This is a genomic window from Paenibacillus sp. FSL H3-0321 (assembly GCF_038002865.1).
Lineage (GTDB): Bacteria > Bacillota > Bacilli > Paenibacillales > Paenibacillaceae > Paenibacillus_AQ.
In genome coordinates this window covers 6475565-6500280 of the sequence record NZ_JBBODH010000001.1, presented here as the reverse complement: position 1 = coordinate 6500280, position 24716 = coordinate 6475565, and the positions used below count along the sequence as shown (strand labels likewise).

The 24716-nt window shown below is 50.2% G+C and carries 20 protein-coding genes; 3 read left to right on the top strand and 17 right to left on the bottom strand.

What is annotated here, in order from left to right; translation table 11 throughout:
- Positions 1-213: 213 nt before the first annotated feature.
- Positions 214-2109, bottom strand: coding sequence for a PrkA family serine protein kinase (locus MHI45_RS28815; protein WP_038588431.1), 1896 nt, complete (start codon positions 2107-2109; stop codon positions 214-216).
- A 248-nt stretch (positions 2110-2357) separates the two neighbouring features.
- Between MHI45_RS28815 and MHI45_RS28810 the strand changes: the two genes are divergently transcribed.
- The gene (locus MHI45_RS28810) at positions 2358-3209 is read left to right on the top strand and encodes a DUF2161 family putative PD-(D/E)XK-type phosphodiesterase (protein ID WP_341119815.1); all 852 of its coding nucleotides are present in this window, start codon (positions 2358-2360) and stop codon (positions 3207-3209) included.
- Between the two features lie 3 nt (positions 3210-3212).
- On the opposite strand, the gene MHI45_RS28805 is transcribed toward MHI45_RS28810, so the two are convergent.
- The 5 genes from MHI45_RS28805 to MHI45_RS28785 form a co-directional block, all read right to left on the bottom strand.
- Entirely contained in the window at positions 3213-3986 is a 774-nt protein-coding gene (locus tag MHI45_RS28805; RefSeq protein ID WP_341119814.1) for a hypothetical protein, read from the bottom strand.
- A gap of 24 nt (positions 3987-4010) precedes the next feature.
- A complete protein-coding gene (locus MHI45_RS28800; RefSeq protein WP_341119813.1) occupies positions 4011-4703 on the bottom strand; it encodes an ABC transporter ATP-binding protein in 693 nt (230 codons plus the stop codon).
- A gap of 201 nt (positions 4704-4904) precedes the next feature.
- Positions 4905-5567 carry an HAD family hydrolase gene (locus MHI45_RS28795; protein ID WP_341119812.1) on the bottom strand — a complete coding sequence of 221 codons (663 nt, stop codon included), beginning with the start codon at positions 5565-5567 and terminating at the stop codon, positions 4905-4907.
- Positions 5568-6120: 553 nt separating this feature from the next.
- Entirely contained in the window at positions 6121-7338 is a 1218-nt protein-coding gene (locus MHI45_RS28790) for an aminotransferase-like domain-containing protein (RefSeq protein WP_341119811.1), read from the bottom strand.
- A 66-nt stretch (positions 7339-7404) separates the two neighbouring features.
- Positions 7405-8061 carry a response regulator transcription factor gene (locus MHI45_RS28785; protein ID WP_076113063.1) on the bottom strand — a complete coding sequence of 219 codons (657 nt, stop codon included), beginning with the start codon at positions 8059-8061 and terminating at the stop codon, positions 7405-7407.
- 281 nt (positions 8062-8342) lie between these two features.
- On the opposite strand from MHI45_RS28785, the gene MHI45_RS28780 reads away from it, so the two are divergent.
- Both MHI45_RS28780 and MHI45_RS28775 read left to right on the top strand, forming a co-directional pair.
- Positions 8343-8750, top strand: a complete 408-nt coding sequence (locus MHI45_RS28780) for a hypothetical protein (RefSeq protein ID WP_038588412.1) — start codon at positions 8343-8345, stop codon at positions 8748-8750.
- Positions 8747-9814 (top strand): phosphodiester glycosidase family protein, encoded by a 1068-nt coding sequence (locus tag MHI45_RS28775; protein WP_076113062.1) that lies wholly within the window; start codon positions 8747-8749, stop codon positions 9812-9814. The genes MHI45_RS28780 and MHI45_RS28775 overlap by 4 nt, the downstream gene beginning before the upstream one ends.
- A gap of 364 nt (positions 9815-10178) precedes the next feature.
- On the opposite strand, the gene MHI45_RS28770 is transcribed toward MHI45_RS28775, so the two are convergent.
- From MHI45_RS28770 to MHI45_RS28720, 11 genes are all read right to left on the bottom strand, one after another.
- Positions 10179-10433: an AbrB/MazE/SpoVT family DNA-binding domain-containing protein gene (locus MHI45_RS28770; RefSeq protein ID WP_038588405.1), complete on the bottom strand. Its 255-nt coding sequence runs from the start codon at positions 10431-10433 to the stop codon at positions 10179-10181.
- Between the two features lie 124 nt (positions 10434-10557).
- Positions 10558-11022 carry a tRNA (uridine(34)/cytosine(34)/5-carboxymethylaminomethyluridine(34)-2'-O)-methyltransferase TrmL gene (gene trmL, locus MHI45_RS28765; RefSeq protein ID WP_076113061.1) on the bottom strand — a complete coding sequence of 155 codons (465 nt, stop codon included), beginning with the start codon at positions 11020-11022 and terminating at the stop codon, positions 10558-10560.
- Positions 11023-11182: 160 nt separating this feature from the next.
- A complete protein-coding gene (gene serC, locus MHI45_RS28760) occupies positions 11183-12274 on the bottom strand; it encodes a 3-phosphoserine/phosphohydroxythreonine transaminase (protein WP_038599110.1) in 1092 nt (363 codons plus the stop codon).
- A 105-nt stretch (positions 12275-12379) separates the two neighbouring features.
- The gene (locus MHI45_RS28755; protein ID WP_076113060.1) at positions 12380-13264 is read right to left on the bottom strand and encodes a hypothetical protein; all 885 of its coding nucleotides are present in this window, start codon (positions 13262-13264) and stop codon (positions 12380-12382) included.
- 131 nt (positions 13265-13395) lie between these two features.
- Entirely contained in the window at positions 13396-16017 is a 2622-nt protein-coding gene (locus tag MHI45_RS28750; protein WP_341119810.1) for a GH36-type glycosyl hydrolase domain-containing protein, read from the bottom strand.
- Positions 16018-16632: 615 nt separating this feature from the next.
- A complete protein-coding gene (glnA, locus tag MHI45_RS28745) occupies positions 16633-18057 on the bottom strand; it encodes a type I glutamate--ammonia ligase (protein ID WP_038588392.1) in 1425 nt (474 codons plus the stop codon).
- A 285-nt stretch (positions 18058-18342) separates the two neighbouring features.
- Positions 18343-19389 (bottom strand): 3-deoxy-7-phosphoheptulonate synthase, encoded by a 1047-nt coding sequence (gene aroF, locus MHI45_RS28740; RefSeq protein WP_076113058.1) that lies wholly within the window; start codon positions 19387-19389, stop codon positions 18343-18345.
- A 336-nt stretch (positions 19390-19725) separates the two neighbouring features.
- The gene (locus tag MHI45_RS28735) at positions 19726-20682 is read right to left on the bottom strand and encodes a 4-hydroxy-3-methylbut-2-enyl diphosphate reductase (protein ID WP_038588386.1); all 957 of its coding nucleotides are present in this window, start codon (positions 20680-20682) and stop codon (positions 19726-19728) included.
- 58 nt (positions 20683-20740) lie between these two features.
- Positions 20741-22189 (bottom strand): sensor histidine kinase, encoded by a 1449-nt coding sequence (locus MHI45_RS28730; RefSeq protein ID WP_076113057.1) that lies wholly within the window; start codon positions 22187-22189, stop codon positions 20741-20743.
- Between the two features lie 2 nt (positions 22190-22191).
- Entirely contained in the window at positions 22192-22881 is a 690-nt protein-coding gene (locus tag MHI45_RS28725; protein WP_076113056.1) for a response regulator transcription factor, read from the bottom strand.
- A gap of 122 nt (positions 22882-23003) precedes the next feature.
- Positions 23004-24656 (bottom strand): S1C family serine protease, encoded by a 1653-nt coding sequence (locus MHI45_RS28720; protein WP_076113055.1) that lies wholly within the window; start codon positions 24654-24656, stop codon positions 23004-23006.
- Between the last annotated feature and the right edge of the window lie 60 nt (positions 24657-24716).

Genomic DNA, 24716 nt, shown 5'->3' with positions numbered 1-24716 from the left:
TGCTGTACGGTCCGTTGCCCCTTTGGCAAGTACAGCATGTATCGTGCACCAGTTGTCTGCTTCAGCGTTTTGCATTGGCGTTCAGCAGTACATTTCACTTAAAAAAACACCACAAAAAGGACCGCCTCATGGCAGTCCGCAGTGTTGCAGTTACATACAAAAGTATGCAGCTTGCAGATTTCTTTTTTTGGAGAATGTGCCTAATGAATGCGGTCACCGGTTCAGCAAACTTCCGACATATTTCAGCAGCTCGTTGGCGCAGATCGGGCAGTAGTTATGCTCGTCGATCAGGCGTCTGGATACCTCGTTAATCCGTTTGAGCTGGCTTTCATCCGGCGTTTTGGAGGAAGTGGTAATCTTGACGATATCCTTGAGATCGGTAAACAGCTTCTTCTCGATCGCTTCCCGCAGCCGGTCGTGGTTGTTGTACTCGAACTTTTTGCCTTTGCGGGAATAGGCGGAAATGCGGATCAGGATTTCTTCACGGAAAGCTTTTTTCGCATTTTCGGAAATGCCGATCTGCTCTTCAATGGAGCGCATCAGCCGCTCATCCGGCTCCATCTCCTCATCTGTCAGCGGATCACGAATCTTGGCCCAGTTGCAGAAGGCTTCGATATTATCGAGATAATTTTCAAACAGCGTTTTGGCGGACTCTTCAAAAGAGTAAACGAACGCCTTCTGCACTTCGCTTTTGGCCAGAATATCGTATTCCTTGCGGGCGATGGAAATGAAATTCAGATACCGTTCCCGCTCCTCCTTAGTAATCGAAGGGTGCTGATCCAAGCCATCCTTGATCGCCCGCAGCACATCCAGTGCGTTCATGCACTGCAGATCGCCTTTGATCAGGGCGCTGGAAATCCGGTTGATGACATAACGCGGGTCGATGCCTGACATGCCTTCATCCAAATATTCGGTCTGCATCTCCTTGAGGTCGGCTTCCTTGTAGCCTTCAACCTCTTCGCCGTCATACATGCGCAGCTTTTTGATCAGGTCCATCCCCTGCTTCTTGCTCTCCTTCAGCCGGGTCAGGATTGAGAAAATCGCAGCGGCGCGCAGCGCGTGGGGCGCAATATGCACATGCTTCATGTCGCTTTGGGCGATCAGCTTGGCGTAGATTTTTTCCTCTTCCGACACTCTCAGGTTGTACGGCACAGGCATGACGATCATACGGGACTGAAGTGCTTCATTCTTTTTGTTGGAGATAAAGGATTTGTACTCCGTTTCATTCGTGTGGGCAATGATCATCTCGTCCGCCGAAATCAATGCGAAGCGCCCGGCTTTAAAGTTGCCTTCCTGAGTCAGCGACAGCAGGTTCCACAGAAACTTCTCATCGCATTTGAGCATTTCCTGGAACTCCATCACTCCGCGGTTCGCTTTGTTCAGTTCCCCGTCGAAGCGGTAGGCGCGCGGATCGGATTCCGAACCGAATTCGGTAATCGTGGAAAAGTCGATGCTGCCTGTGAGGTCAGCGATATCCTGCGACTTCGGATCGGACGGACTGAAGGTCCCGATGCCCACCCGCTCCTCCTCCGACAGCAACACCCGTACAACCTTCACCTGCTCGATGTCGCCATGGTATTCATTCTTCAGCCGCATTTGGCAGGAAGGGCAGAGATTGCCCTCGATCCGCACACCCAGTTCTCTCTCGATCTCCGGGCGCAGCTCCAGCGGAATCAAATGAAGCGGGTCCTCATGCATCGGGCAGCCTTCAATGGCATACACCGCTCCTGCATCCGTACGCGAATACTGCTCAAGGCCACGTTTCAGCAGCGTAACCAATGTCGATTTCCCTCCACTGACCGGTCCCATAAGCAGCAATATCCGTTTGCGTACGTCTAGACGCCGGGCTGCGGAATGAAAATATTCCTCCACCAGCTTCTCCACCGCCCGGTCGAGTCCAAAAATCTCCTGCTCAAAAAATTTATACCGCTTGCGTCCATTAATGTCCTCTACGCCGTGTGACTTGATCATGTCGTATACGCGGGAATGAGCTGTTTTAGCGGGAGAGGGGTCTTTTCTCAGCAGTTCTATATAGTCCTTGAAGGTGCCGCTCCACGCCAAACGGTCGTTCTCAGCCCGATACGAAGCTATACGCTCAAAAATATCCATTGCTCGCTACCTCCTCTTGCGCTCCTACTTGCTCCACAGCTTTAAAAGTGTATTACATACCTATGCGGCGAGCCCGGAATAGTTTACCTCTTTTTTGCTGTGCTATAATAGAGAATCATGATTTCCCTTATAAAATACCGGCACAAAGTGCGGGCTTGTCCTCCAAGCTTATTCAGACACTTTGCCATTCAACCGTAAACCTATAGATTCAGCCGGGGACGCAACATTAGGACACAGGAGTGACAAATATGGCCGTAAAGCATGAAACGGAGCTATATGCTCCTTTGAAGAGTTTTTTTGAGAGACAAGGCTATGACATCAAAGGCGAGGTACGGACCTGTGATTTGGTAGGCCTGCGTGAGGGTGAGGAGCAGCCGCTGATCGTGGAGATGAAAAAATCGTTCAACCTCGCCCTGCTGCTGCAGGGGGTTGAACGATTGCGGTTAAGTCCCAACGTTTATCTCGCCGTGGAGCGCGTGCGTGACAAAAAAGGCGCGGTGAACCAGCGCTGGGGCGAGCTTAGCGGGCTATGCCGCCGCCTTGGCCTTGGTCTGATCACTGTGGTCTTTTACAAGACCAAGGCACCGCTGGTCGAGGTGCTCGCGGAGCCGGGCGACGCGCCGCCCCAGCCCCGCAGCCGCACACGGCGGCGCGAGCGGCTGCTCTACGAGTTCCGCGAGCGCAGCGGCGACTACAACACCGGCGGCAGCACGCGCGTCAAGCTCGTGACGGCCTACCGCGAGAAGGCGCTGCGCGTGGCGCTCGCGCTGCAGGCCGCAGAGGCCGAAGCCGCCCTTGCGGCGGCCGGCCTCGCCGCGAAGCGCGCCGGACGCGGCGGCGCGCCAGGGGCAGACGCAGCAGCGGACGCCGCTGCTGTGTCTGCCCTTAGCCCGGCGGCTGCGGACAGCCGGGCGAAAGCTCCGCTCGGCGTCACACCCGCCGAGCTGCGCAAGAGAAGCGGCGTGCCGGGCGCCGCCTCATTCCTGCAGAAGAACTACTATGGGTGGTTCTTCCGGGTGGGGCGCGGCCGCTACACGCTCACGGCCGCCGGAACAGCGGCGCTGATCGAATATGCGAATATCACCGGAAGCCGAGCCTAGACTTTATTTTCCGTACAGCTCATATTTCCGTCCGTTCAGCAGAAGGGCTGCCCCGCTGCCTGCAACGCAGGCGACCAGCAGATTCATGCCAATAGACTGCCAACTGATCGTATCGTTAATATTGGCCGCCTGCTCCTGATAGATGGGACTGACCGTCAGCAGATTGGCGTATTGCTTGAAGGACTCATTAGCCGACGTTCCTAAGCTCCAGTGCGAGCTGTCCTGGATAACCAGAGCGAACTGGACAGCAACAACCGCAACAATCAGGACAGCAATGCAGAGATGGCTTAACAACGGTTTGCGTTGTCTTTTGCCTGCAGCCAGCGCCAGTCCTATTAAGGCCAGTCCGGCAGGAATACTGCACAGCTTGGACAACAACAGATACAGGATTCCTAGCGCCGGACTGGCCGAATCAGCAATCCTCGCCTGATATAAGCCATCAGGATTTAAAAACACCTCCAGCAATGTCGTCGACCATACCGCCGTGGTGCCGAGCATAAAAACAGCCGATTTCACCAGAAACAGCGATGAAGTCTTGACAGGCAGCATATGATTAACCGGCATCGTACCCGTGAAGAATTCCCTGTAATAATCCACATAGATGTACACCGGGATCAGAATACCGATGACCATGTTTACGGTGAGAATCAGAAATGCCAGATCTTGGCCTGAGCTGAACAGGAAATACAGGTTGATTAAGCAGCTTAATCCGGTTAACGAGGCGAACACAGCTAAATGTCTTTTGCACTCCAATTTAAATTGATGGACTAGAATCACGTAATTACTTCCCTTCTCAAATGATTAAACGATGCTTTTAAACAAATCCTCAATGGGCATGCCATACTCCCGTTTCAATTCCTCCACGCTCCCCTGCAGCTGCACTCTTCCTTCGTCCACAATCGCTATATGCGTAAACAGGCATTCGACATCGCGAATCAGGTGGGTGCTGATCAGAATGGAGCTGTCAGGATCAAAATTATCCAGGATAATCTGCATGATTTTATCACGCGTTGATGGATCGACAGCCGCTAATGGTTCATCAAGTACGAATAATTGGGCCCGGCGTGCAAACGTAAGCGATATGCTCACACGCTCCTGCATTCCTTTGGACAGGGACTTCACCTTATCTTTAAGATTCAATCCGAGCATCTCTATCATTCCGCAGGCCTTGTCCCGCTGAAAATCGGCAAAAGCGTGATGATAAAAATCAATGCACTCCTCAATACTCATCCATGAATACAGAAATTCTCTGTCCGGCAGATAGGATACAATCTTTTTCGTTTCCACACCGGGATGTTGCCCACCGACTGTAATCGTCCCTTTATAATTCCGCAGCAAAGCCACGATCAGCTTCATAAGCGTCGTTTTCCCCGCCCCGTTCGGCCCCAACAGCCCTACTATACTTCCCTTGGGAACTGTTAAATTCAGTCCGTTTAAAGCAGCCTTTTTTCCATACATTTTCGTCAGATTCGCACATTCCAGTACATTTCCCACATTGCCACTCCTCTTCATTCGGTCTTTCTTATATCCATATATATACATTCCAAATTATTAGACTCCTGTACTCGAAACATCCCTGCAAGCTGCGCTGAAATGCCATGTATTTGCATAAACAAAAAGCAAGCCCCCCATACCGGAAGACTTGCCTTTTCACCAATACCAGCCTGCACACTGCCAATATCCAACGATTTGTTATTAATCGACTATTACATACTGAACTAATTCCTTAAGATCTTCAAATATTACATCCGCCTCTACATCCGTAGAAAACTGTGTACTTTGTTTCCATGCTGCTCTGAGGCCTGCGGCGCGGCTCGCCCGGATATCATTCTCCGGATGGTCGCCGACAAACAGCGTTTCCTCCGCCTTAACCCCTAGCTTAGTCAATGCCCGAAGGAAGATAGCCGGATCCGGCTTGCGCAGACCTTCCCACTCTGAAATCAACACCTCATCGAACAAAGGGCTGATCCCCAGAGCTTGAAAATTATCATATTGGAATTGTCCATAGCCGTTGGATACCAGCGCAAGTTTGATTCCGTTTGCCTTTAATGTTGTAAGCATACTCATCAAATTAGGAAATCCGATACAATGTCCTTGGAAACCATGCAGATAATCATTCAGAAGTTCTGCCCAGCTTAGCTCCCGGATAGAAAAGTCCTCAAGTAGCTGCTGATACACTTTATCTTTCCAGACATAACCGTGCTGATCCAGCTCGACAAACCGCTGCAGAAATTTTTCTTTGGGAACAGACTGAAATTGTGGATATCGTTCATACTGATCACGGACAAAAGAGACCAGAGAGGACTCGCGGTCCAATAACGTTCCATCCAGATCGAAGAGCACCGCTTTAATTTCCATCTTCCTGCCCTTCCACACGTAAGTGCGTTGATTATTGAGATTATCGGCCGCTGACTCCCGCCAACCTCTTGATTGTTGTTTGCTGCGGATGAACTCTGGTTTAGGTTGCTTGCTCCGAGTTCAGATAAGTGTATTTGGTGCAGCTATTCGGGAGCAATATAGTTGTTTCAAAGATATAGTTGTATGCTCTGCAATTAAAAATGGCGAATCCTTTCGTTTTGTCCGAATGACATCTATTTAGTTGTACGAAGTGCAGCTATCTCCTCATTCGCCCATCCATATGGAGTTTTAGATGTATAAAGTGCAATTATCGCGTAATTCGCTCATAGGGTAGAGATCACGCCCCCATGTTCACCCAAAAAGCCCATACTCGCCCAATTCTCCTGCACAGAATGCAACAGAATCCTATCAGACTGCCAAAAACAGGGAATCTATTGTACTAAATACAGCAGACGCTACTCATAGCCTCTCATATGTCACAAACTACAACCTCTAACTTCTAAACTCTAACCAATCAACCCAGCTGTCATCAATAACCCTATTCCATTCCCCCTCAGCTCCGGGCCGTAAACTCCGTCACGGCCTCGCTCATCAGGTTCATGCCCAGCAGCAGCTCATCCCGGCCGGGATGGCTGAAGTTGAGGCGGATGCGGTTGCCGCCGCCGCTGACACAACACAGCGGGCCGGGCAGGAAAGCTACGCCTTTAGCAAGTGAGGCCTTAAGCAGTGCCATAGCGTCCAGCCCAGCCGGCAGCGATACCCACAGGAACATGCCGCCTTCCGGCAGACTATAGGTGCTGCTCTTCCAGGCCGGACGCTTCAGCAGTTCAGCCATTAGCTTGAGGCGGGTATTGTATTCCCGGTTCAAGAGGGCAATATGCTCGCGCAGATCAAAAGAGGTGACATCCAGCAGATGATGCAGCAGCCGCTGATTCAGGGAGCTGGACTGCCAGTCGGCCATCTGCTTTGCGGCAGCCATCATGCCGATAAGCTCCCGGCTGCCTGCCGCCCAGCCCGTCCGCAGAGCGGGCGCGACCGTTTTGCTGAAAGAACCGATGTAGAGCACATGTCCACCCTCGCTTACATTCTCCAGCGCATAAAGCGACGGATATTTTACGGACGGATGCTGGCCATAACGCTGAAAATGCAGATCACCATAAGAATCGTCTTCGACAATCAGCACGTTATGGCCGGTACACAGCTCCAGCACCTCCTTGCGTCTTGCCAGGCTCCAGAGAATACCGCTTGGATTCGTAAAGCTCGGTGTTGCAAACAGCATCTTAGGCCGGTGCTGCCGAATTTGGGTACGCAGATGCTCCGGCAGCAGTCCGTCCCTGTCTCCCTGCACGGGAATAATCACCGCGCCCTGCATACGAAGCGCCTGCAGAATGCCCGGTGAGGTGGGATTCTCTACAAGAACCCGGTCTCCGGGATCTATGTATACCCTGGACAGCAAATCGATGGCTTGTTGACTTCCCGTTGTCAGAAGAACTCCGCCCTCGGCAACAGCCACACCTTTGGCTTTCAGCCAATCCCCGGTAAGCCACTCCCGCAGCGGACCGTACCCTTCCGGATCACCGTACTGCAGTGCCCCGGCATCTGCGGAGATGACTGTGGACGCGGTTTCGGCAAGCAAGGACAGCGGGAACAGTTCTTCCGCCGGAAGCTCTTCCGCCAGTGAAATCAACGTGCCCCGGCGCGTCTTGGTGCGGATACTCAACAGCGGTGAAGACAGCAAGGTATGTGCGCGGGCAGAAAACTCATATCTCATATGTTCCCCCCTCCCCTGGTACCAAGAATATTCCAGTCCAGCCGGCAATATGTCGTTAGGGTGATCCTATGCGTAGATTTGCTTGTTCTGCCTTGAGAAAAGAGCAAACTTCTCGATAGCCTGCGCTCTCGTCGACACTTCAAGCTTCACATAAATTTTGCGCAAATAATTGTCTATGGAACGCCGGCTTACCTCTATTTCTAGTGCTATTTTGTCATAAGTGATTCCCTGCACAATTCGCTCCATGATGAACATCTCAGTCTGGGTCAGCTGCATGACGGCATCCAGTCCCTGTGACGATGGTGCCAGCCGAAATCCTTTTTCAATCCAGTCAAACGGTATGGAGAGGAAACCTTCCCGCAATCCGTCAATCATCAGCAGCAACTGGCGGGGAGAAGCTCCCTTAGAGAGTATTCCGCTTGCCCCAAGCTCAAGCAGCGGCTGAAACAATGTCTTGTCCTCTTCTTCAGTCATGATGATGAAATGAGAATTTGGCGAACTGCTCTTCATCTCCGGCAGAATGCTCTCCACATTTCCTTCCGGCATCTGATAATCCGCCAGCACCAGGTCCGGCTGACTTTCACGCACATTGTAAACGCCTTCGTTCCAAGTCGAATACATCCCCAGAATTTCCAGCTCCCCCCCTTCCTCCAAAATCAATTTTGTTCCAAGCATACTTGTGGGATGACATCCCACGATGATCCCCCGCCACACCTTCATCATTAACTCCCTTACCTCCTGCTATCTATATAATTTACCCAGAGTGGAAAACGCCTCGGGGTTTTACGGTTATTGCGCATGCAAGGATGGTTGCATTTTTATCCTTTCTTCCTTCTTTTACCTTGTATACGCCCATCAGATATTCCAATCTATAGAAATTGTATCGCAGTAGTTTAATAGGATGCAATTACTTTTTCACGTTTTCAGACTCTCTTTCACTTTTGCGAAAACTCAAAAAGTCTGATAGAATGGGGACTTGAAAAAAAACAGCCTGAGGTGATGTAATGCAACCGCTAGCGGAATCGACCCCGGTACACTCGCGCCGTACTGCAGCGAGAAGCGGCCCTTCCGTAAAATGGTTTTTACTGTTCTGGATTTTGATGATCGGGCTCGGCTTCTATGCCGTGTACAGCTATACCAACCATCTAAAGCAGCAGGTGCTGAGCGAACTTGGCACTCAAAGCCAGCAGCAGCTTACCGTTTTGAAGACCGATTATGAATCGCGAATCGCCGTTCTCTCTGAAGAGGTGAAGGAATTGCAGAGCACTGTTCAGAGCTTTAATGAACTGCTCACCTTTACCAAAGACAATGCAAGCAGCAAGACAGACAACAGCAACAAGCTGTATACCCAGTTAAACGAGGTCCGCAAGCAACTCGATGCCCTGAAGAAAGAGATGGATCTGCTGAAATGAGAACCCCTGTCCAACGAGTCAACCGGTTCTTTATGCTGCTGACTGCTCCCTTCTTCGGGTTATTGCTCTGTCTGTGGTGGTATCAGCCGCCGCTTGACCTGAAGCTGAACACAGAACAGTTCGCTGCAGCCCCGGGGCCGCTTGAATTAACAACCTCTTTGAAGAATGATTTGAAGCTGGCCGAGTCCTCTGCTTCCTATACCATAGATTCAATAGGTGCCAGTGCACAGCTCTACAAACAAACAACAAACGCGATGAATGCCATTGTTAATACCGCCAAAGCCCAGGCATCCCGCCCGGAGCAAATCTATAACCGGAGAATTTCAGCCAGGCTGGGAATTCCTGCCGATATTGTGAACAGCGACCGCATTACCATCGAACTTTACCGGTTAAACCCCGGTAACTATAAAGCCTATGCCCTAAAAATTAAGCTGAAGGATGCTTCGGCCATGAAAATGAGCCTGGCCGGAGACGGCTCCGGCGGAGCTGAAACTACCATGCGCGCCGTCAACCGTTACGGTGCAACAGCCGGCATCAATGCCGGAGGATTTGCCGATAAGGGCGGTAAACGTTATCCCTTATCTACAACCGTTGTAGGCGGCCAATATTTGTACGGATTCGAGCCGAGTTACAAGGATCTCAGCTTCGTTGGCCTGAATAAATCAGGACAGCTGATCGGCGGTAAATTCTTCAGCCGGACACAACTCGACCAGCTGGAGCCGGTGTTCGGCGCCACCTTTGTCCCGGTCCTGCTGAAGAACAACACCAAGATGGTGATCCCGGATAAGTGGAAGACGAGTCCCAAACGTGCCCCACGCACCGTAATCGGCAAGTACAAGGATGATCAGCTTCTCGTGCTCGTGGCCGACGGCTACAACGAAAACGGCAACTCCGGAGCTACGCTGGAGGAAATCCAGAACAAGCTGTACAACATGGGTGTGATTGATGCCTACAATCTGGATGGCGGTGGATCTTCGTCCCTGATCTTTAGAGGAAAGGTCATTAACAATCCATCGGACGGGAATCTCCGCCAGGTACCGACCAGCTTCCTGTTTTTCAAATAACTTTTCCAGTTGTCTGTGCGGCATCTCACATTTTTCTTTTGTTTTTGATATAGACCAGGTTATAATCAGGATAACGAATACAGATCCTTATGGAGGTGTCCAGCATGTCGTTTTCCTTGACCTTTTGGATCATAACCCTGGTATTTCTGCTGTTCCTGACCGGAATCCTAACCTCCTCCTACAACGATGATAAGACCAAGGGCTTATAAAAGCCTGGATGGACCAAAGCATTCGCTGCTTCAAAAAAAGAGCACCGCACATCTGTGCGGTGCTTTTTTTTAGTAATGGGGACGGCAGACACCCTGCTGCGGCCATACTATGTACAATTAAATTCGCTTGCTTTCAGCAGGAGAAAGCGTAATTTCTAGGCGTGTCTTGAAAGTTGAGTCATTTCCCCAAGACATTCAGCACAAATATAACGATCTTTATATTCACTTACACCCTCAATTGATCCGCAGAATACACATTTGGGGCGGTAACGCTCCAGAATGATATGGTCGCCCTGTACCAGAATTTCTACCGGGTCGCCTTCATTCATTTGATACCTTTTACGCAGGGACTTAGGCAGAACAATTCTACCCAGCTGATCTACTTTCCGAACAACGCCAGCAGGTTTCATATCTAACTTACACCTCTCCTGTTCAACTAATAATTAGTAACTACTACTTTTTTCGGCACTACTCAACTATTTCGTTAATTAATTGTCGAATCCTGCTGAAATAAATAAAAATTCATGTCCGTTTTTAGAAAAGTTGCGGGAAATCCAGCTGGCGCAGCGCTTCATAGACAATAATGGCCGCCGAGTTTGACAAATTTAGCGATCTGACGGCATCACTCATCGGCATGCGCATTCTCGTTTCCTTCCCGGCTTCCAGAATATCGGCTGGCAGACCCTTGGTTTCCTTACCGAAAACGAAGAAATCCCCATCCTGAAAGGCAAAATCGGTATAGCGCTTCTCGGCCTTGGTTGTAGCATAGAAAAACCGGCCTTCCTTATACTTCTCCAGAACTTCCCCAAAAGAATCATGATATTCGATATTTACGGCGTGCCAGTAATCAAGTCCTGCCCGTTTCAGCGTAGCGTCGTCTGTACGGAAGCCCAAGGGGCGGACTAGATGAAGATGCGTGCCTGTTGCCGCGCAAGTGCGGGCGATATTGCCGGTATTCGCCGGAATTTCCGGTTCTACCAGCACAATATGAAGTGCCATAGTGTGAATGCTTCCTCTCTGTAGGCTCTAACAGCCCTATAATGTGTTAGTAAGGACTTCCTCTAAGGTGAGGGCAGCGCTTATAGATCATACACGGCGCGTGGTGTGCCACGCAGAAAACCTTCCGCCTGCAGGCGGAAGGTTCAAAAGCTTTCATACATTAGCCCTGAGTTTGCCGGAAATGCTGCATGAAATCGGTAAGCGCCTTAACGCTCTCATAAGGAACCGCGTTATATATGGAAGCACGCAAGCCTCCAACACTACGGTGGCCCTTAAGACCGACAAAACCTTCTTGTTCGGCAGCTTTGACGAATTGCTTCTCAAGCTCTTCCGACTGCATCCGGAATGTAACGTTCATGATGGAGCGGCTGCCTTGTTCCGCAACTCCGCGGTAGAAACCATCACTGCCGTCAATATGATTATAGAGCAGCCCGGCTTTGTCGCGGTTCTTGACTTCGATACCTGCAAGCCCGCCCTGCTCCCCAATCCATTTTAACACTTCATTAACCATATATACAGAAAAGGATGGCGGCGTATTGTAGAGTGAGTTGTTCTTATAATGCGTATCGTAACGCAGAATCGTCGGGATATTGGAAGGCGACTTCGCGATCAGCTCTTCTTTGGCGATAACTACAGTTACGCCTGACGGTCCGAGATTCTTTTGTGCGCCGGCATAAATCAGTCCGAATTTATTCACGTCAAAGGAGCGGCTCAGAATGTCGCTGGACATGTCTGCAATCAGCGGGATGGAGCCGGAATCCGGAAACTCCGCATATTGTGTTCCCTCAATCGTTTCATTTGACGTAACATGCAGATACGCTGCGTTATCCGCTGCCTTGATGCTGCTAAGCTCTGGAATCGCCAGAAACTTCTTGTCCTCTGAGGATGCGGCGACATGGGCGCCACCAACCAATTTGGCTTCCTTGAGGGCTTTATCCGCCCAGCTTCCTGTCATAACATAGCTGCCGACTTGGCCCTCGGAGACAAGGTTCATCGGAAGCATGGCGAACTGGGTGCTTGCTCCGCCTTGGATGAACAATACCTTATAGCCCTGCGGATTGCCAAGGAGTGACAGCAGACGTTCCTGAGCTTCGTTATGAACGGACTCGTATACCGCCCCACGGTGCGACATCTCCATAATGGACATTCCGCTTTCCCGGAATTCGACAAACTCCGCTTGTGCGCGTTCCAATACTGCAAGCGGCAGCGCCGCCGGACCTGCATTAAAATTGTATGCTCTCTTGCTCAAAATTGCCCCCACCCTTTCTCTCCTGCGAATATGGATAGAGATTATGATAGCAGTAATCTAACACACCATCAAGTATAATTATTCACATAGAAGGTATAATTGCCAGGCTTAAATGGTGAAAAACTGATAGCTGCGGCTCCAATCCTTGCTGTGACGCGGTAAAATGCTGATGTCCGCAAAAACTTCCGGCGAAATAACATGCTTCTCGCCCCACAGCGCCATCTGTCCCGGCTGGAAATTTCCGTATTCCCTGATCCCAACTCTGCTTGGCTGATGAGTGATTTCCCAATAAAAGGAATCCCCTGCATCTTCCCAGCCTCCCAGCTTACAGTAGAAGGGGCGGTCCGGCTCATTCTTCCAGCTTAGTTTATCTCCGGTTCGGCTGAGCAATTCCTCTGTATAAATGGATTCCGCCTGCTCTACCCTGACATTGTCCGGCAATCTCAGTTCATACCCTGATCCGACATTTTTACCGTTAATTCCAACAAAATTATGATTGTACTCCTCCGTCAGAAGCTCCTTTGACCCTCTGTTCTCCAGAGTGTAAGAGATGTTCAGCCTGTCTTCGTCAAGCGAGATCCTCTTGGTCAAAAGCATGCTGTATCCCCGGCATTCCATCGGCTGCACCGAATAGGTAACCGAATCTGTAGTGTGTTCTTCAATCACCTCAAAGGGAATCAGCGGATAACTTCCGGCAAAAAAATAGGGAGCATCTTCCTGCTTCTGCAGCAGCCCTACTCCCGGCTTTGGAAACCATTCTCCAACTTCTGCATCGTCATAGCCAATTGCCCGGGAAATGCCGAATTCATTACATAGCCCAAAACCGCCAGTACCCTGCCCGGGCACGAGGCTTTCCGGAACGCAAAACGTATGTTTACCCTGCTCCAGGGTTACCTGTGTAATAAACCCTGTCCAATCAAATCTAGTGCCGTTATAGGCTCCAGTATCAGCAATCTCTACAGTAAGTATCCCATTAGTGAGAGTGTAAGCCATAAGTTATTCTTCCTCTTTCTTTTGCTTATTATTATTGTTACCAATATTCTCAGAACCTCTTCACCGCTGAAAAAAGCGCCTGCATTCGCATTTCCTGCGAAGCAGGCGCCTTTTCGTATACTTTTATGCAGTTAGGCCAGCGCCACCTGCAGGAGATGCAGTTCTCCTTCCGGCAGCGCACGGAGTATGCTACGCGGTATCACAATACCCTCTGAGACGCGCTGAAGCGTCACCTCAGCGCCGTTAAGCAACACAGAGTGTATTTCATACTCCCCGTATTTTCTGCTTCCTGTGGACGTATAGGCGACCTCCAGCATGCGTTCCGCAAAGATCGTCTTAATCGTTGCCTTCCCCTGCTCATCGAACTGTTCCTTCACCAGTTTAGGCTGAAGCAGCAAATCGCCGAGCCGGCCCTTGACCCCAAACACCTCTGTGACCATCGTCAGCAGCAGCCAGCTCGCTGAACCGGTTAAATAGGTGTACATTCCTCTGCCCTGCTCATTGATATATTCGGGAATGCCGGGATACATCCGGCTGAGCTCGAAATTCGCGCTGAGCTTGTACAGTGAATCCAGCACTTTGCGGCCTTCCTGAACAAAGCCGCGTTTATACAGCGCGTTCCCGTACATCACAGTCATATGGCTGAACATAGCCCCGTTCTCTTTATGACCAAAGGCAAAACCAAAAGCACGGCCCAGATTCTGCTGGATGCCGCCAAAATTGGTATTCAGCCGGTATCCGATATTGTCGTCCAGCAGGTTGCGTTCTACCGCTGCGACGATATGCGGAATCTGCTCTGGCGCTGCTGCATGGCCGAGCAGCGGGAATACCTGGCCTGTCAGTGTCATGCGTACACCTTCGGCATGTTCGCCTTCGACACGGTCTCCGTCATTATTATAATAACCGTTGAACCAGCCGTCGCCATGATCACTTTGCACCCACTCATTCCGGCGCAAGTGATTAAATATCCATTCTGCCTTTTTCGCCAGATCATCTGCCACTTTCGCTATTGGCAGAGTTACCTTGACTCCGCTTACTTTGTTAGGCGCAGCGGCGTAGTAAAGGTTCAGCTGTTCCCGCTTGGCTATTATAGACTCATAGTTCAGCGATTTCTCCAGTGTATCCAGCAGCAGCGTCATCTCTTCCGCCAGCTCCAGCGACTCTAGCCCGGTACGTTCCTGAAGAGTGCGCAGCAGCACGGACAGATCATACAGGTTGCTGCCATAGAAGGCGGTGAAGGTCACACTTTCTCCCCGCTGGGCCGCCATATCCAGCCCGTCATTCCAGTCTGCGCCCTCCAGAAGAATATTGTTATGCTCCCCCACATTGAAGAACGGAACCAGATTCTGCAGCAGAATATGCTCCAGAATCGTCCCCTTGTAGGTCTCTCCGGTTGAGGTCTGCAGATGGCTTCCCCCCGCAGCGTCCCAGGAGGCGTCGCGTTCCCGGCACCGGCTCATGAAGGAGTCGCGGAAATAGCTTTGCTCCTGCAGCAGAAAATCCAGATCCCCGCTCTGGTCCAGGTACAGCATAGTGGTCAGGAACGGCCAGGCCCCATGATCCATCCAAACCCGGGGAATATTGTTGCGGTCGGCAATAAATTCGCCCGGCTGCTGGCCGATAATGGTCGCATTGCTGCCATCGATTCGCACACCTGCATAATTATTCAGCAGCAGACTCCGCACATCTGCCGGCTCCATAATAAGCAGCGCCAGGCAATCCTGCCACAGATCGCGCCAGCCGCGCCCGCCTCTTCCGTAGTCATGATAAGGAAGGAAAGAGTTGCCGTACAACCTGCGCAGCACAGGCTGCAGCGTTACCCATTTCATCCACTGGTCAGCAGCATGATCTCCGGTATGAAACTCAACTGTATTCACCTTGTCCGCCCAGAAAGCCTTGTTTTCTTCCAGTAAAACGTCAAAGGCTGCGGCGGATCCGTATTTGGCCATTAACCCCGGAATATCAATTCTTTCACTTTCAATGGCCAGAATCACCACATAGGAACGGCTTTCTCCTGGAAGCAGAGATGCAGTGGAAAAACGCAATCCGCCGAGAGCTTCATAACCTTCTTTATGTACGCCTTCTTCGCCTGTCTGAGGAGCCAAATTCCGCACAACAGCCTCAGGCCAATCCAGACTTCCACCTTCACCGATAAATTCCTCCTGCACCGGGAAGAAGCCCACAGGAGTTCTTCCTTCTCCTTCTACACCGAAGACGCCATAGGAGGTATGGTTCACGCGATGGCCCCGCTCATCAAAGGAGAGTGCCGGCTGAACCTCGACACCATGTGCTGAAATATAAATCCGGTTGAGCAGAGAGGTCACATGCCGGTGATCACGCAGATCATCCGCTGAACGGGCATACAGCGGAATAGCCGCAGTCGGCGTTATGATGATCTCAGCCGCTCCGGTATTTGTAAGCACTACCTGCATCAATTCTACCTTGTCTTGGCCGCAGGGTACAATGCTGGTGATTTGCGCCTTGATACCAAGCTCACGGCTCTCACGGGTTACCCGATGCCATAGGAGTCCTGCTTCCAATTCCGAATCATCAGAAGTAGACTCATAAGCCTGTGCATGCTGTCTGGCTGAATTCCCCGCTGCCGACCAGGCGCCTTTTCCCTCAATATATACCCAGAAATTGCGGGAAGCACGCGAATTATGCAAATCCTCCACCGAAAGCGGCGGAGTAAGAAATGTATTATGCCCTGAAGTGGCTTGGCCATGAAGATTCGGAGTGACCGAAGACATCATCCCTCCCTCATTCACCAAGGGAAAATATAAAAAACTGCTTCTTTCGGGATACTTAAGTTTAAACTCTCCATTTGTTCCGGTAAATTCCCAACCTGACTTAGACGTTTTTTCCACTGCAATCATCCTCTCCATAGCCTATTGTTTTGTTACTTTTTTATCTATTTTACAGAAACCGCTTTCGGTATTTATTATCACATCGTTAGATATCGTTGTAAAGTAATTTCCGCTTATAAACTCGATTAATAATAAAACATAGAATAAAGCCTGATATATCAAGGGATTAACAGATTTATCACGTAGGGCATCACTTTTCACCAATCAATAATAATCACAATAGTTGGACCGAAACTATTTTCGATAATTCATATTTTCGATAAATTTCACTCGAATGGGCCTAGAAATCTTGAGTTTTCTTATCAAAAATGCCTTAAACCAATCACATTACATATAAACTCTATATTTCATTCATTCTAATTATGTAAATTTATGTTATATTAACGAAACTTTTCGTAATTTTCATGAATTGTTTTTTATTTTGAGACATTGATTAAGAGATACAGACCACAAAGAAGCCCCCGGGATACCCGGGGGCTTCTTAACAAAAATTAAGCTAACTTATAGATCGAAGTACAGGGAGTATTCATGCGGATGAACACGAATCGCAACTTCTTGAGCTTCAGAACGTTTCAGAGCGATATAGTTATCGATGAAGTCTTTAGTGAATACGCCGCCTTCAGTAAGGAATTCGTAATCAGCTTCCAGAGAATCAAGTGCTTCGCTCAGGCTGCCCGGAACGCTGCGGATTTTTTCTTTGTCTGCATCGGACAGTTCGTAGATGTTCTTGTCCAGAGGACCGTAACCCATTTCTTCCGGGTTGATCTTCTTCTTGATTCCGTCCAGACCGGCCATCAGCATAGCTGAAAATGCCAGGTAAGGGTTGGCTGTGGAATCCGGTGTACGGAATTCGATGCGACAGCCTTTAGGTGTCACAGCAGCTACCGGGATACGAACAGCAGCGGAACGGTTTCCTTTGGAGTAAACCAGGTTAACCGGTGCTTCATAACCAGGAACCAGACGTTTGAACGAGTTAGTGCTTGGGTTAGTCAGCGCGATCAGTGCCGGAGCATGATACAGGATACCGCCGATATAGTGCAAGGCCATCTCACTCAGGTTGGCATAAGCGCCTTTTTCGTAGAACAAAGGAGCGTCGCCGTTAAAGATAGATTGGTGAACGTGCATACCGCTACCATTATCGCCGAACAGCGGTTTTGGCATGAATGTTGCCACTTTTCCGTATTGGCGTGCAGTGTTTTGCACAATATATTTGTAAGTCAGCAGATTATCAGCTGTTTTCTTCAAGGTATCAAAACGGAAGTTGATTTCCGCTTGGCCTGCAGTTGCCACTTCATGGTGATGACGTTCAATTTCAAGTCCGGCTTCAGCCAGCAAACGGCACATTTCACTGCGGATATCCTGTTGGGAATCCACTGGCGCTACTGGAACATAACCGCCTTTAACGCCAACTTTGAATCCCAGGTTCCCGCCTTCGTCTTTACGGTTGGTATTCCATACCGCTTCTTCGGAATCTACAAAGTAGGAAGAACTGTTCATTCCGCTCTCATAACGCACATCGTCGAAGATAAAGAACTCGGATTCTGGTGCGAAGAAAGCTGCTGTACCCACACCGCTTGCTTGCAGGAATTCTTCTGCTTTCACTGCAATACCACGAGGGTCGCGCTCGTAACGTTCACCATCAGGGGTGAAAATATCGCACATGATGTTCAGCGTCGGATGAGCTGTAAAAGGATCGATATATGTAGTGCTTGGATCAGGCATCATTACCATGTCAGATTCTTCAATACCGCGGAATCCTTTGATGGAAGAGCCGTCAAACGCAACACCATTTTCAAATGTTTCTGCTTCCACTGCGGATGCTGGCAATGAGATATGGTGAGCACGTCCACCCAAATCTACAAAACGAAAATCCACCCACTCGATATTGTTTTCCTTGATCGTCTGCAACACTTTTTCAACCGACATGAATATATTCCTCCCCAATTTCCGAACATTAGGCCGCTCACAGTATCAAATGTTCTTGTTTATAATTTTTTTGCTGTCGTCATTATAAATCTCAAACCTAACATCGTCAATGCTTATGTCAGGTATTTTTGAAGACAATGTAAGATATTCTAACGCTTTAGTGAAAAAAGCAACTTTCTCTATTTCCTATGTCACATTCATTCAATACGATACATAAAAACCGTCCTTCCCTACGCCCGTAAGCGGAGAAGAGGACGGCCTAAAGGCTGATTTCTGCTTCTTGTACTAAAGAATCGGGGCAGGCTCAAGAGACTCCGAGAACTTGCGTCCCACCAGCGGAGCAAGCTTCTCCAGATCTCTCAGCAGGTTATCAAACTGCTCAGGGAACAGAGACTGGACCCCATCGCCTGTCATGGAATTGTCGGGATCGGTATGCATTTCGATAATAAGCCCGTTGGCTCCCGCAGCAACAGAAGCTTTGGCCATCGGTGCAACCAGTTCACGCCGTCCTGTACCATGGCTCGGGTCAGAAATCACCGGAAGATGGCTGAGGTTCTGAAGCACCGGAATTGCTGACAAATCCAGCGTGTTGCGGGTGTAGGTTTCAAATGTGCGGATTCCGCGCTCACAGAGCATGACATCACGGTTGCCGCCGGCCAGAATGTATTCCGCCGCATTGAGGAGCTCATCGTAAGTAGCACTGAAGCCGCGCTTAAGCAATACCGGACGTCCGCAGGTCCCCAGCTTGCGCAAGAGGTCGAAATTCTGCATATTGCGTGTGCCCACCTGCAGTATATCAGCATGCTCCGCACAAATATCCACATACTCCGGTGTCATTACCTCGGTAATGGTCAGCAGACCATGCCGCTTGCCGGCTTCCGCCATCATTGTCAGTCCTTCTACACCGACACCCTGGAAGCTGTAAGGTCCGGTACGCGGCTTGAACGCACCTCCACGCAATACTTGGCCACCGGAAGCTTTCACCAGCCGGGCGATTTCGTCAATCTGCTCCGGGGATTCAACGGCACAAGGCCCACCCATAATGACAAGATTTTCCCCGCCGATCTTCACGCCGCGGATATCGATAATCGTATCCTCCGGATGGAAATCACGGCTCGCCAACTTATAGGATTTGGAGATTTTCACTACGTTCTCCACACCTTTCATCTGGCGCAAATGCTCGGCAAGCTTCGGTGTGACTCCACCGATCAGGCCGATAACCGTATGATCCGCCCCCCGGGAGAGATGAACCTGCAGCCCTTCCTTTTCGATAACGGAAATAATATCATTTACCTGCTCCTGCGGTGTTTGATTGGATGTAATAACGATCATATTATAGCTCCCCTTTTAGGCAATTATTTAGTAAATGTTACCTTACAAAAAACACGATACTATCACGCTACGACGCGTGTTCGCTTTTAAGCACTAAAGTAATTTTACCGCATTTTTTCCTTTTCGTCAACCTTCAATTACGGTTCCAGCTGCACTAGTTACCATTTATTAGTATTCATGAAGCTATATATCTGGTGCACACTGGAACTTCGCTTGGTATAGTATGGAATAATGAAGGGGCTTTCCTTCCAATAATAAAGAGCACACAGGCTCCGCTGCCGGAATCTGTGTGCTTCATATTTACCTAATTTATAAGTTCAAATGCCGGGACAAACCTTAGGTAGCGCTCGCAGTCTTGTTCTTCACCGGAGGCAGCAGCTTCGCCATATTCACCGTACGTTTGATTTCCCATGTCTCCGGAAGCGCCGGATCATACTGCTCCAGGTAACTGATAACTTCCTTCGTAATCGGTGTAGGCGTCGAAGCGCCGGACGTTACCCCTACCTTGGACACTCCCTTAAGCCACTCTGTATTCAGTTCCGACACGTCAGAAATACGATGGGCAGGCACGCCTGCGATCTCTTCTGACACCTGTGCCAGACGGTTGGAGTTGTTGCTTCTAGGGTCGCCAACGACGATGACCAGATCACATTGACCGGCCTGCTCTGCTACAGCTTCCTGCCGTACCTGGGTAGCCATACAGATCTCGTTATGCACCTCAGCGCCGGGGAACTTCTCCAGCAGCTTTTTCATGATATTTTTAATATCCCACTGGCTCATTGTGGTCTGGTTCGTAATAACGATACGGGAAGAAGGCACAGACAACCCTGCAATCTCCTCTTCCTTCTCAATCAGGTGGACATGCTCCGGGGCAATGCCAACAGCGCCTTCCGGCTCCGGATGGCCCTTCTTGCCAATATAAATAATCTCGTAGCCTTCCTCTGCCTTCTCCTTGATGAGGTCATGCGTTTTGGTTACATCGGGGCAGGTGGCATCTACGGTCGTCAGCCCCTTGGCGCGGGCCATCTTGCGCACCTCCGGCGAAACGCCGTGTGCGGTGAAGATAACGGTACCACTGTCGACTTTATCGAGAATATCCAGACGGTTATGGCCGTCTAGAGTAATAATTCCGTCATCCTCAAAAGAATTGGTAACATGACTATTATGAACAATCATGCCCAGTATATAAATCGGCCGGGGCAGATCAAGATTTTGTGCGGCCTGCCGTGCCATTACCATGGCGTCGACGACACCGTAGCAATAGCCCCGGGGAGATATTTTGATAACTTCCATGAATTCACCGGCTTTCTGCTGTCAATGACGGCTGTAATAGGACCTGCCTAATTATACCCTATTCCAGCGGCGGAGCAAAGAGAAGGGGCAGCCAGATGACAAAAGTAGTCCCCTCGCCCTGGCGGGTAACGACCTCCACTGAACCGCCATGCTCATCAATAATCCACTTGGCGATGGACAGCCCGAGACCAATTCCTTCCGTAATTCCCCGCGACTCATCGGCCCGGTAGAACCGGTCAAAGATATGCGGCACCTCATCCTTGTCCATCCCGATTCCGGTATCCGTGATGCGGATCCCCACCTGGCTCTGATAAAAGACAGCGTCCAGCGTCACAACACCGGAAGGTGTGTACTTGAAGGCATTATCGATAAAAATGAATAACATCTGCTGCAGATAATCCTTGTTGCCGACAATATATTTGCCGTTCAGATGCCCCATAGCCCCTACAGACCATTCCGCCTGCCGCGGCAGGAAGGACGCCCGGCGGGCGACCTCAGTCATCATCGGCTCGAGCGCTACCGGCTCCTTATCAAAGGTCCGCCCGGTATCGGAGCGTGCCAGCGAGAGCATATCTGCGACCAGCCGGCTCATGCGCTGCGATTCATCGGCAATATCCTTCACCGACTCAATAGAGAGCTGGCGGATTTCCGCCTCGCTCATTCTGCTCTCGCCCGGCTCCATCTCCCATATTTTTTGCAGCAGGTCGATGTTCCCGCGAATCGTGGTAAGCGGAGTACGCAGCTCATGCGAGGCATCGGATACAAACCGGCGCTGGGTTGCATACGAATCCTCAAGGTCCTTATAGAAATCCTCCATCCGCCCCAGCATGCTGTTGACCGTTTCAATCAGCCGCCCGATTTCATCCGGCGGACCGTCATATTCAATCCGGGAGCTCAGATCGGTTCCCGTCTGAATTCCGTTCGCAGCTTCAATGACCATGCCGATCGGGCTCATAGATTTACGGGCCAGGAACAGGCCGAAGGTGAAGGCTGCGATCAGCGTGGCAAAGGAGCCGACGAGCAGGATGTTCTTGAGCCGGGTCAGCATTGTCACTTGTTCCCCAATATATACTGCAACCTGAAGTACACCTGCATGATTGCCGCTGCTAGTAGCAACATCAACTGCCTGCTGGTAGATCAGAAAGGGATTCCCGCCATAATAGGACTGAGAGAATCCTTGCTGCTTCTGGATATTTTCTTTCGCGGGGAATTTGAATTCCAGATTGATCTGTGTCATGTTCGTGCTGAGAATCAGCTTTTCCAGGTCATAAATATACACTTGGGCAAATAAACTTTGTCCTGCAGGTCCTCTAAGCACCGGCCCCAAAGTACCGTCATTGTTCAAGCCCATGTCGGGTTGAACCTGCTGTGCCTGCAGTTTAAGCCGGTCCTTCAAATCACCATACGTATTAAAATAGACAAAACCGTAAATTGCGGCTGATAAAGCCAGCAGCATAACGGCCAAAATTCCTGAATACCAGGCTGTCAGCCGCAATTTAATAGACATGTTTAATTGTCACCTCTTAGAATGTAACCGGCTCCCCGGATCGTCTGGATCAAACGTTTGCCGCCGTGCTCCTCCGTCTTCTGGCGCAGCATGGCAATATAGACCTCAAGCACATTGGACTCCCCGCTGTAATCATAGCCCCAAATTTTATCCATAATCAGGTCGCGGGACAATACGCGCTTCGGATTCTGCATGAACAAATGCAGCAGTTCAAACTCCTTGGCCGTCAGCTCCAGACGTTTGCCGGCGCGAGTGACTTCACGCGAGTCCACATCCAGCGTAATATCCTCATACGACACTGCCTGTTCTGCGCCGCCTCCCTGCTCGCTCTTGCGGCGAAGCAGTGCGCGCACCCGGGCCAGCAGCTCCTCCAGCGCAAAAGGCTTCACCAGATAATCATCTGCTCCGAGATCCAGCCCTTTGACCCGGTGTTCGATTTCATCCTTGGCTGTCAGCATCAGTACAGGCACACTGCTTCCGCCTTCCCGCAAACGGCGGCAGACCTCAAAGCCGTCTACCTGCGGCATCATCACATCGAGTATGACTACATCAGGATCGCTGTTCAGAACAGCACGCAGTCCGTCGGCCCCATTAGCCGCAGTTTTAACATCATAACCCTCAAAGGCAAGACCACGGCGCAGCATGGAAATAATTTTTTCATCGTCATCAATAATTAGAATATTCGGTCGCATCAAGCAGCCCCCATTGTCTAAATCGTTTATCTCTATTGTAGCATGAATGTGCGGCCCAGCGCCCTGTGCAGCAAAAACGGAAGGGTTCCCCCTTCCGCTGTTCACTTTACCGTCCGGTGTATTTACTGCTTCTGAGTTTGGGTGGTGTCAAAATCATTTTTGTTGCCGATGGTAACCGGAAGCTCCAGCGTTTTGCCGTCACGGACCACATTCATTGTGACCTTGTCTCCAACCTTCAAGGATTGAATATAAGTAATCAGATCCTGGCTGGTTGCATATTTCGTTCCGTTCACACCTGTAATGATGTCATAAGGACGCAGGTCGGCGGAATAAGCCGGTGATTTAAAGACAATCTCAGCAACTACAGATCCTTCTTTGATGTCAGTACCCATTTGTTTCGCCACTTCATCTGTAATGGTCATGAGCGAGGCACCGATAAACGGAACAGGTTCTTTCGGAATTTCCTGGTTGGCTTCAAGTTTGTCTACTACCTCTTTGATGGTGTTGACCGCAATGGCAAACCCGATACCTTGAGACTGCGTGCTTACGGCAACATTCATTCCGATGACCTGGCCGTTCATGTTAAGCAGCGGTCCGCCGGAGTTACCAGGGTTGATCGATGCATCGGTTTGAAGCAGGTTTTTGTAATTGCGTGTCCCGCTGCCGTCTTCTTCGTTAATATCAATACTGCGGTCCTTCGCACTCAGCACACCAGCAGTGACTGTATGATCGAAACCTTGCGGGTTGCCGATCGCGACAACTTCAGAGCCTACCTTGATGCTGTCGGAATCTCCAAGAGCCACTGTAGGGAAGTCTGCCCCTTCGATCTTCAGCACTGCTAAATCCAGATCTTTGCTGGCGCCGAGCAGCTTCGCCTCATAAGGCTTGGTGGTTCCATCAACAGTTACTTGAATAACATCTGCATTATCAACAACATGCTGGTTAGTCAGTATATATCCGCTCGAATCATAAATGAAGCCTGTTCCAATACCGTAAGGAGTTAGCTGGGATGAATCCGACTCTGGTTCTGACTGGGAATTCTGGTCCGTCCCGGAGGATCCACTGCCTCCGAATTGATCACCGAAGAAAAATTGTGAGAACGGATCGCTCGTGTTTGGATTGGTTGAGCTTCTGCCGGAGCCCGTTTTGACCAAGGTCTCGATTTTGACGACTGCCGGTCCAACTCCATCTACTACACTCGACACATCACCTGATCCGGTAACAAGTGCCGTGGTGGACGTCGAAGGAGTAATATTGGCATTGCCGACTGCCGTCTTGGCTGCCGGGCTGGCCACTGTAGCTGTTGCCGCCTGATCACCACCTGTGAACCAGTTACCGCGGTCTGCCATGAACATCGAGCCTGACAGCACGACCATCCCGGCGAGGAAAGAAATCAAGGCGGTTTTTATCGGTCTCTGGGGCTTGCGGTTATACTGCCAGCCGTTGCCGCCATCCGAACCGTTGCCGCCATTGCCGCCACGTCCACCGCCGTCATTTCCGGTAGTGCGAAGTGAGGTGCTGTAAGGGGCCGGTTTGATCGGCTGCGGAGGAGTGACCTCTACCCGCTCCGACTCCATCCGGTTGTAATGCTGTACTTCATCCGGATTCATCTCGTCTTTGTTCAAAGATTTAAAAGGTCCATAGGAATAGTAGTATGAGGATCCTGAATCGGTTGATTGGTTATTATTGCTGCTGTCATTGTTCTTAGTATTATCCCATTCCCGATCCGGTGAAGGTTCATTATCACGATTGAAGTTGTTTTTGTTATCGTCCATGTTTACGTTCCTCCCGTGCCTTGCCTGTTCGACAAGGAGTATTGTGTTGTTCTCTTGTTC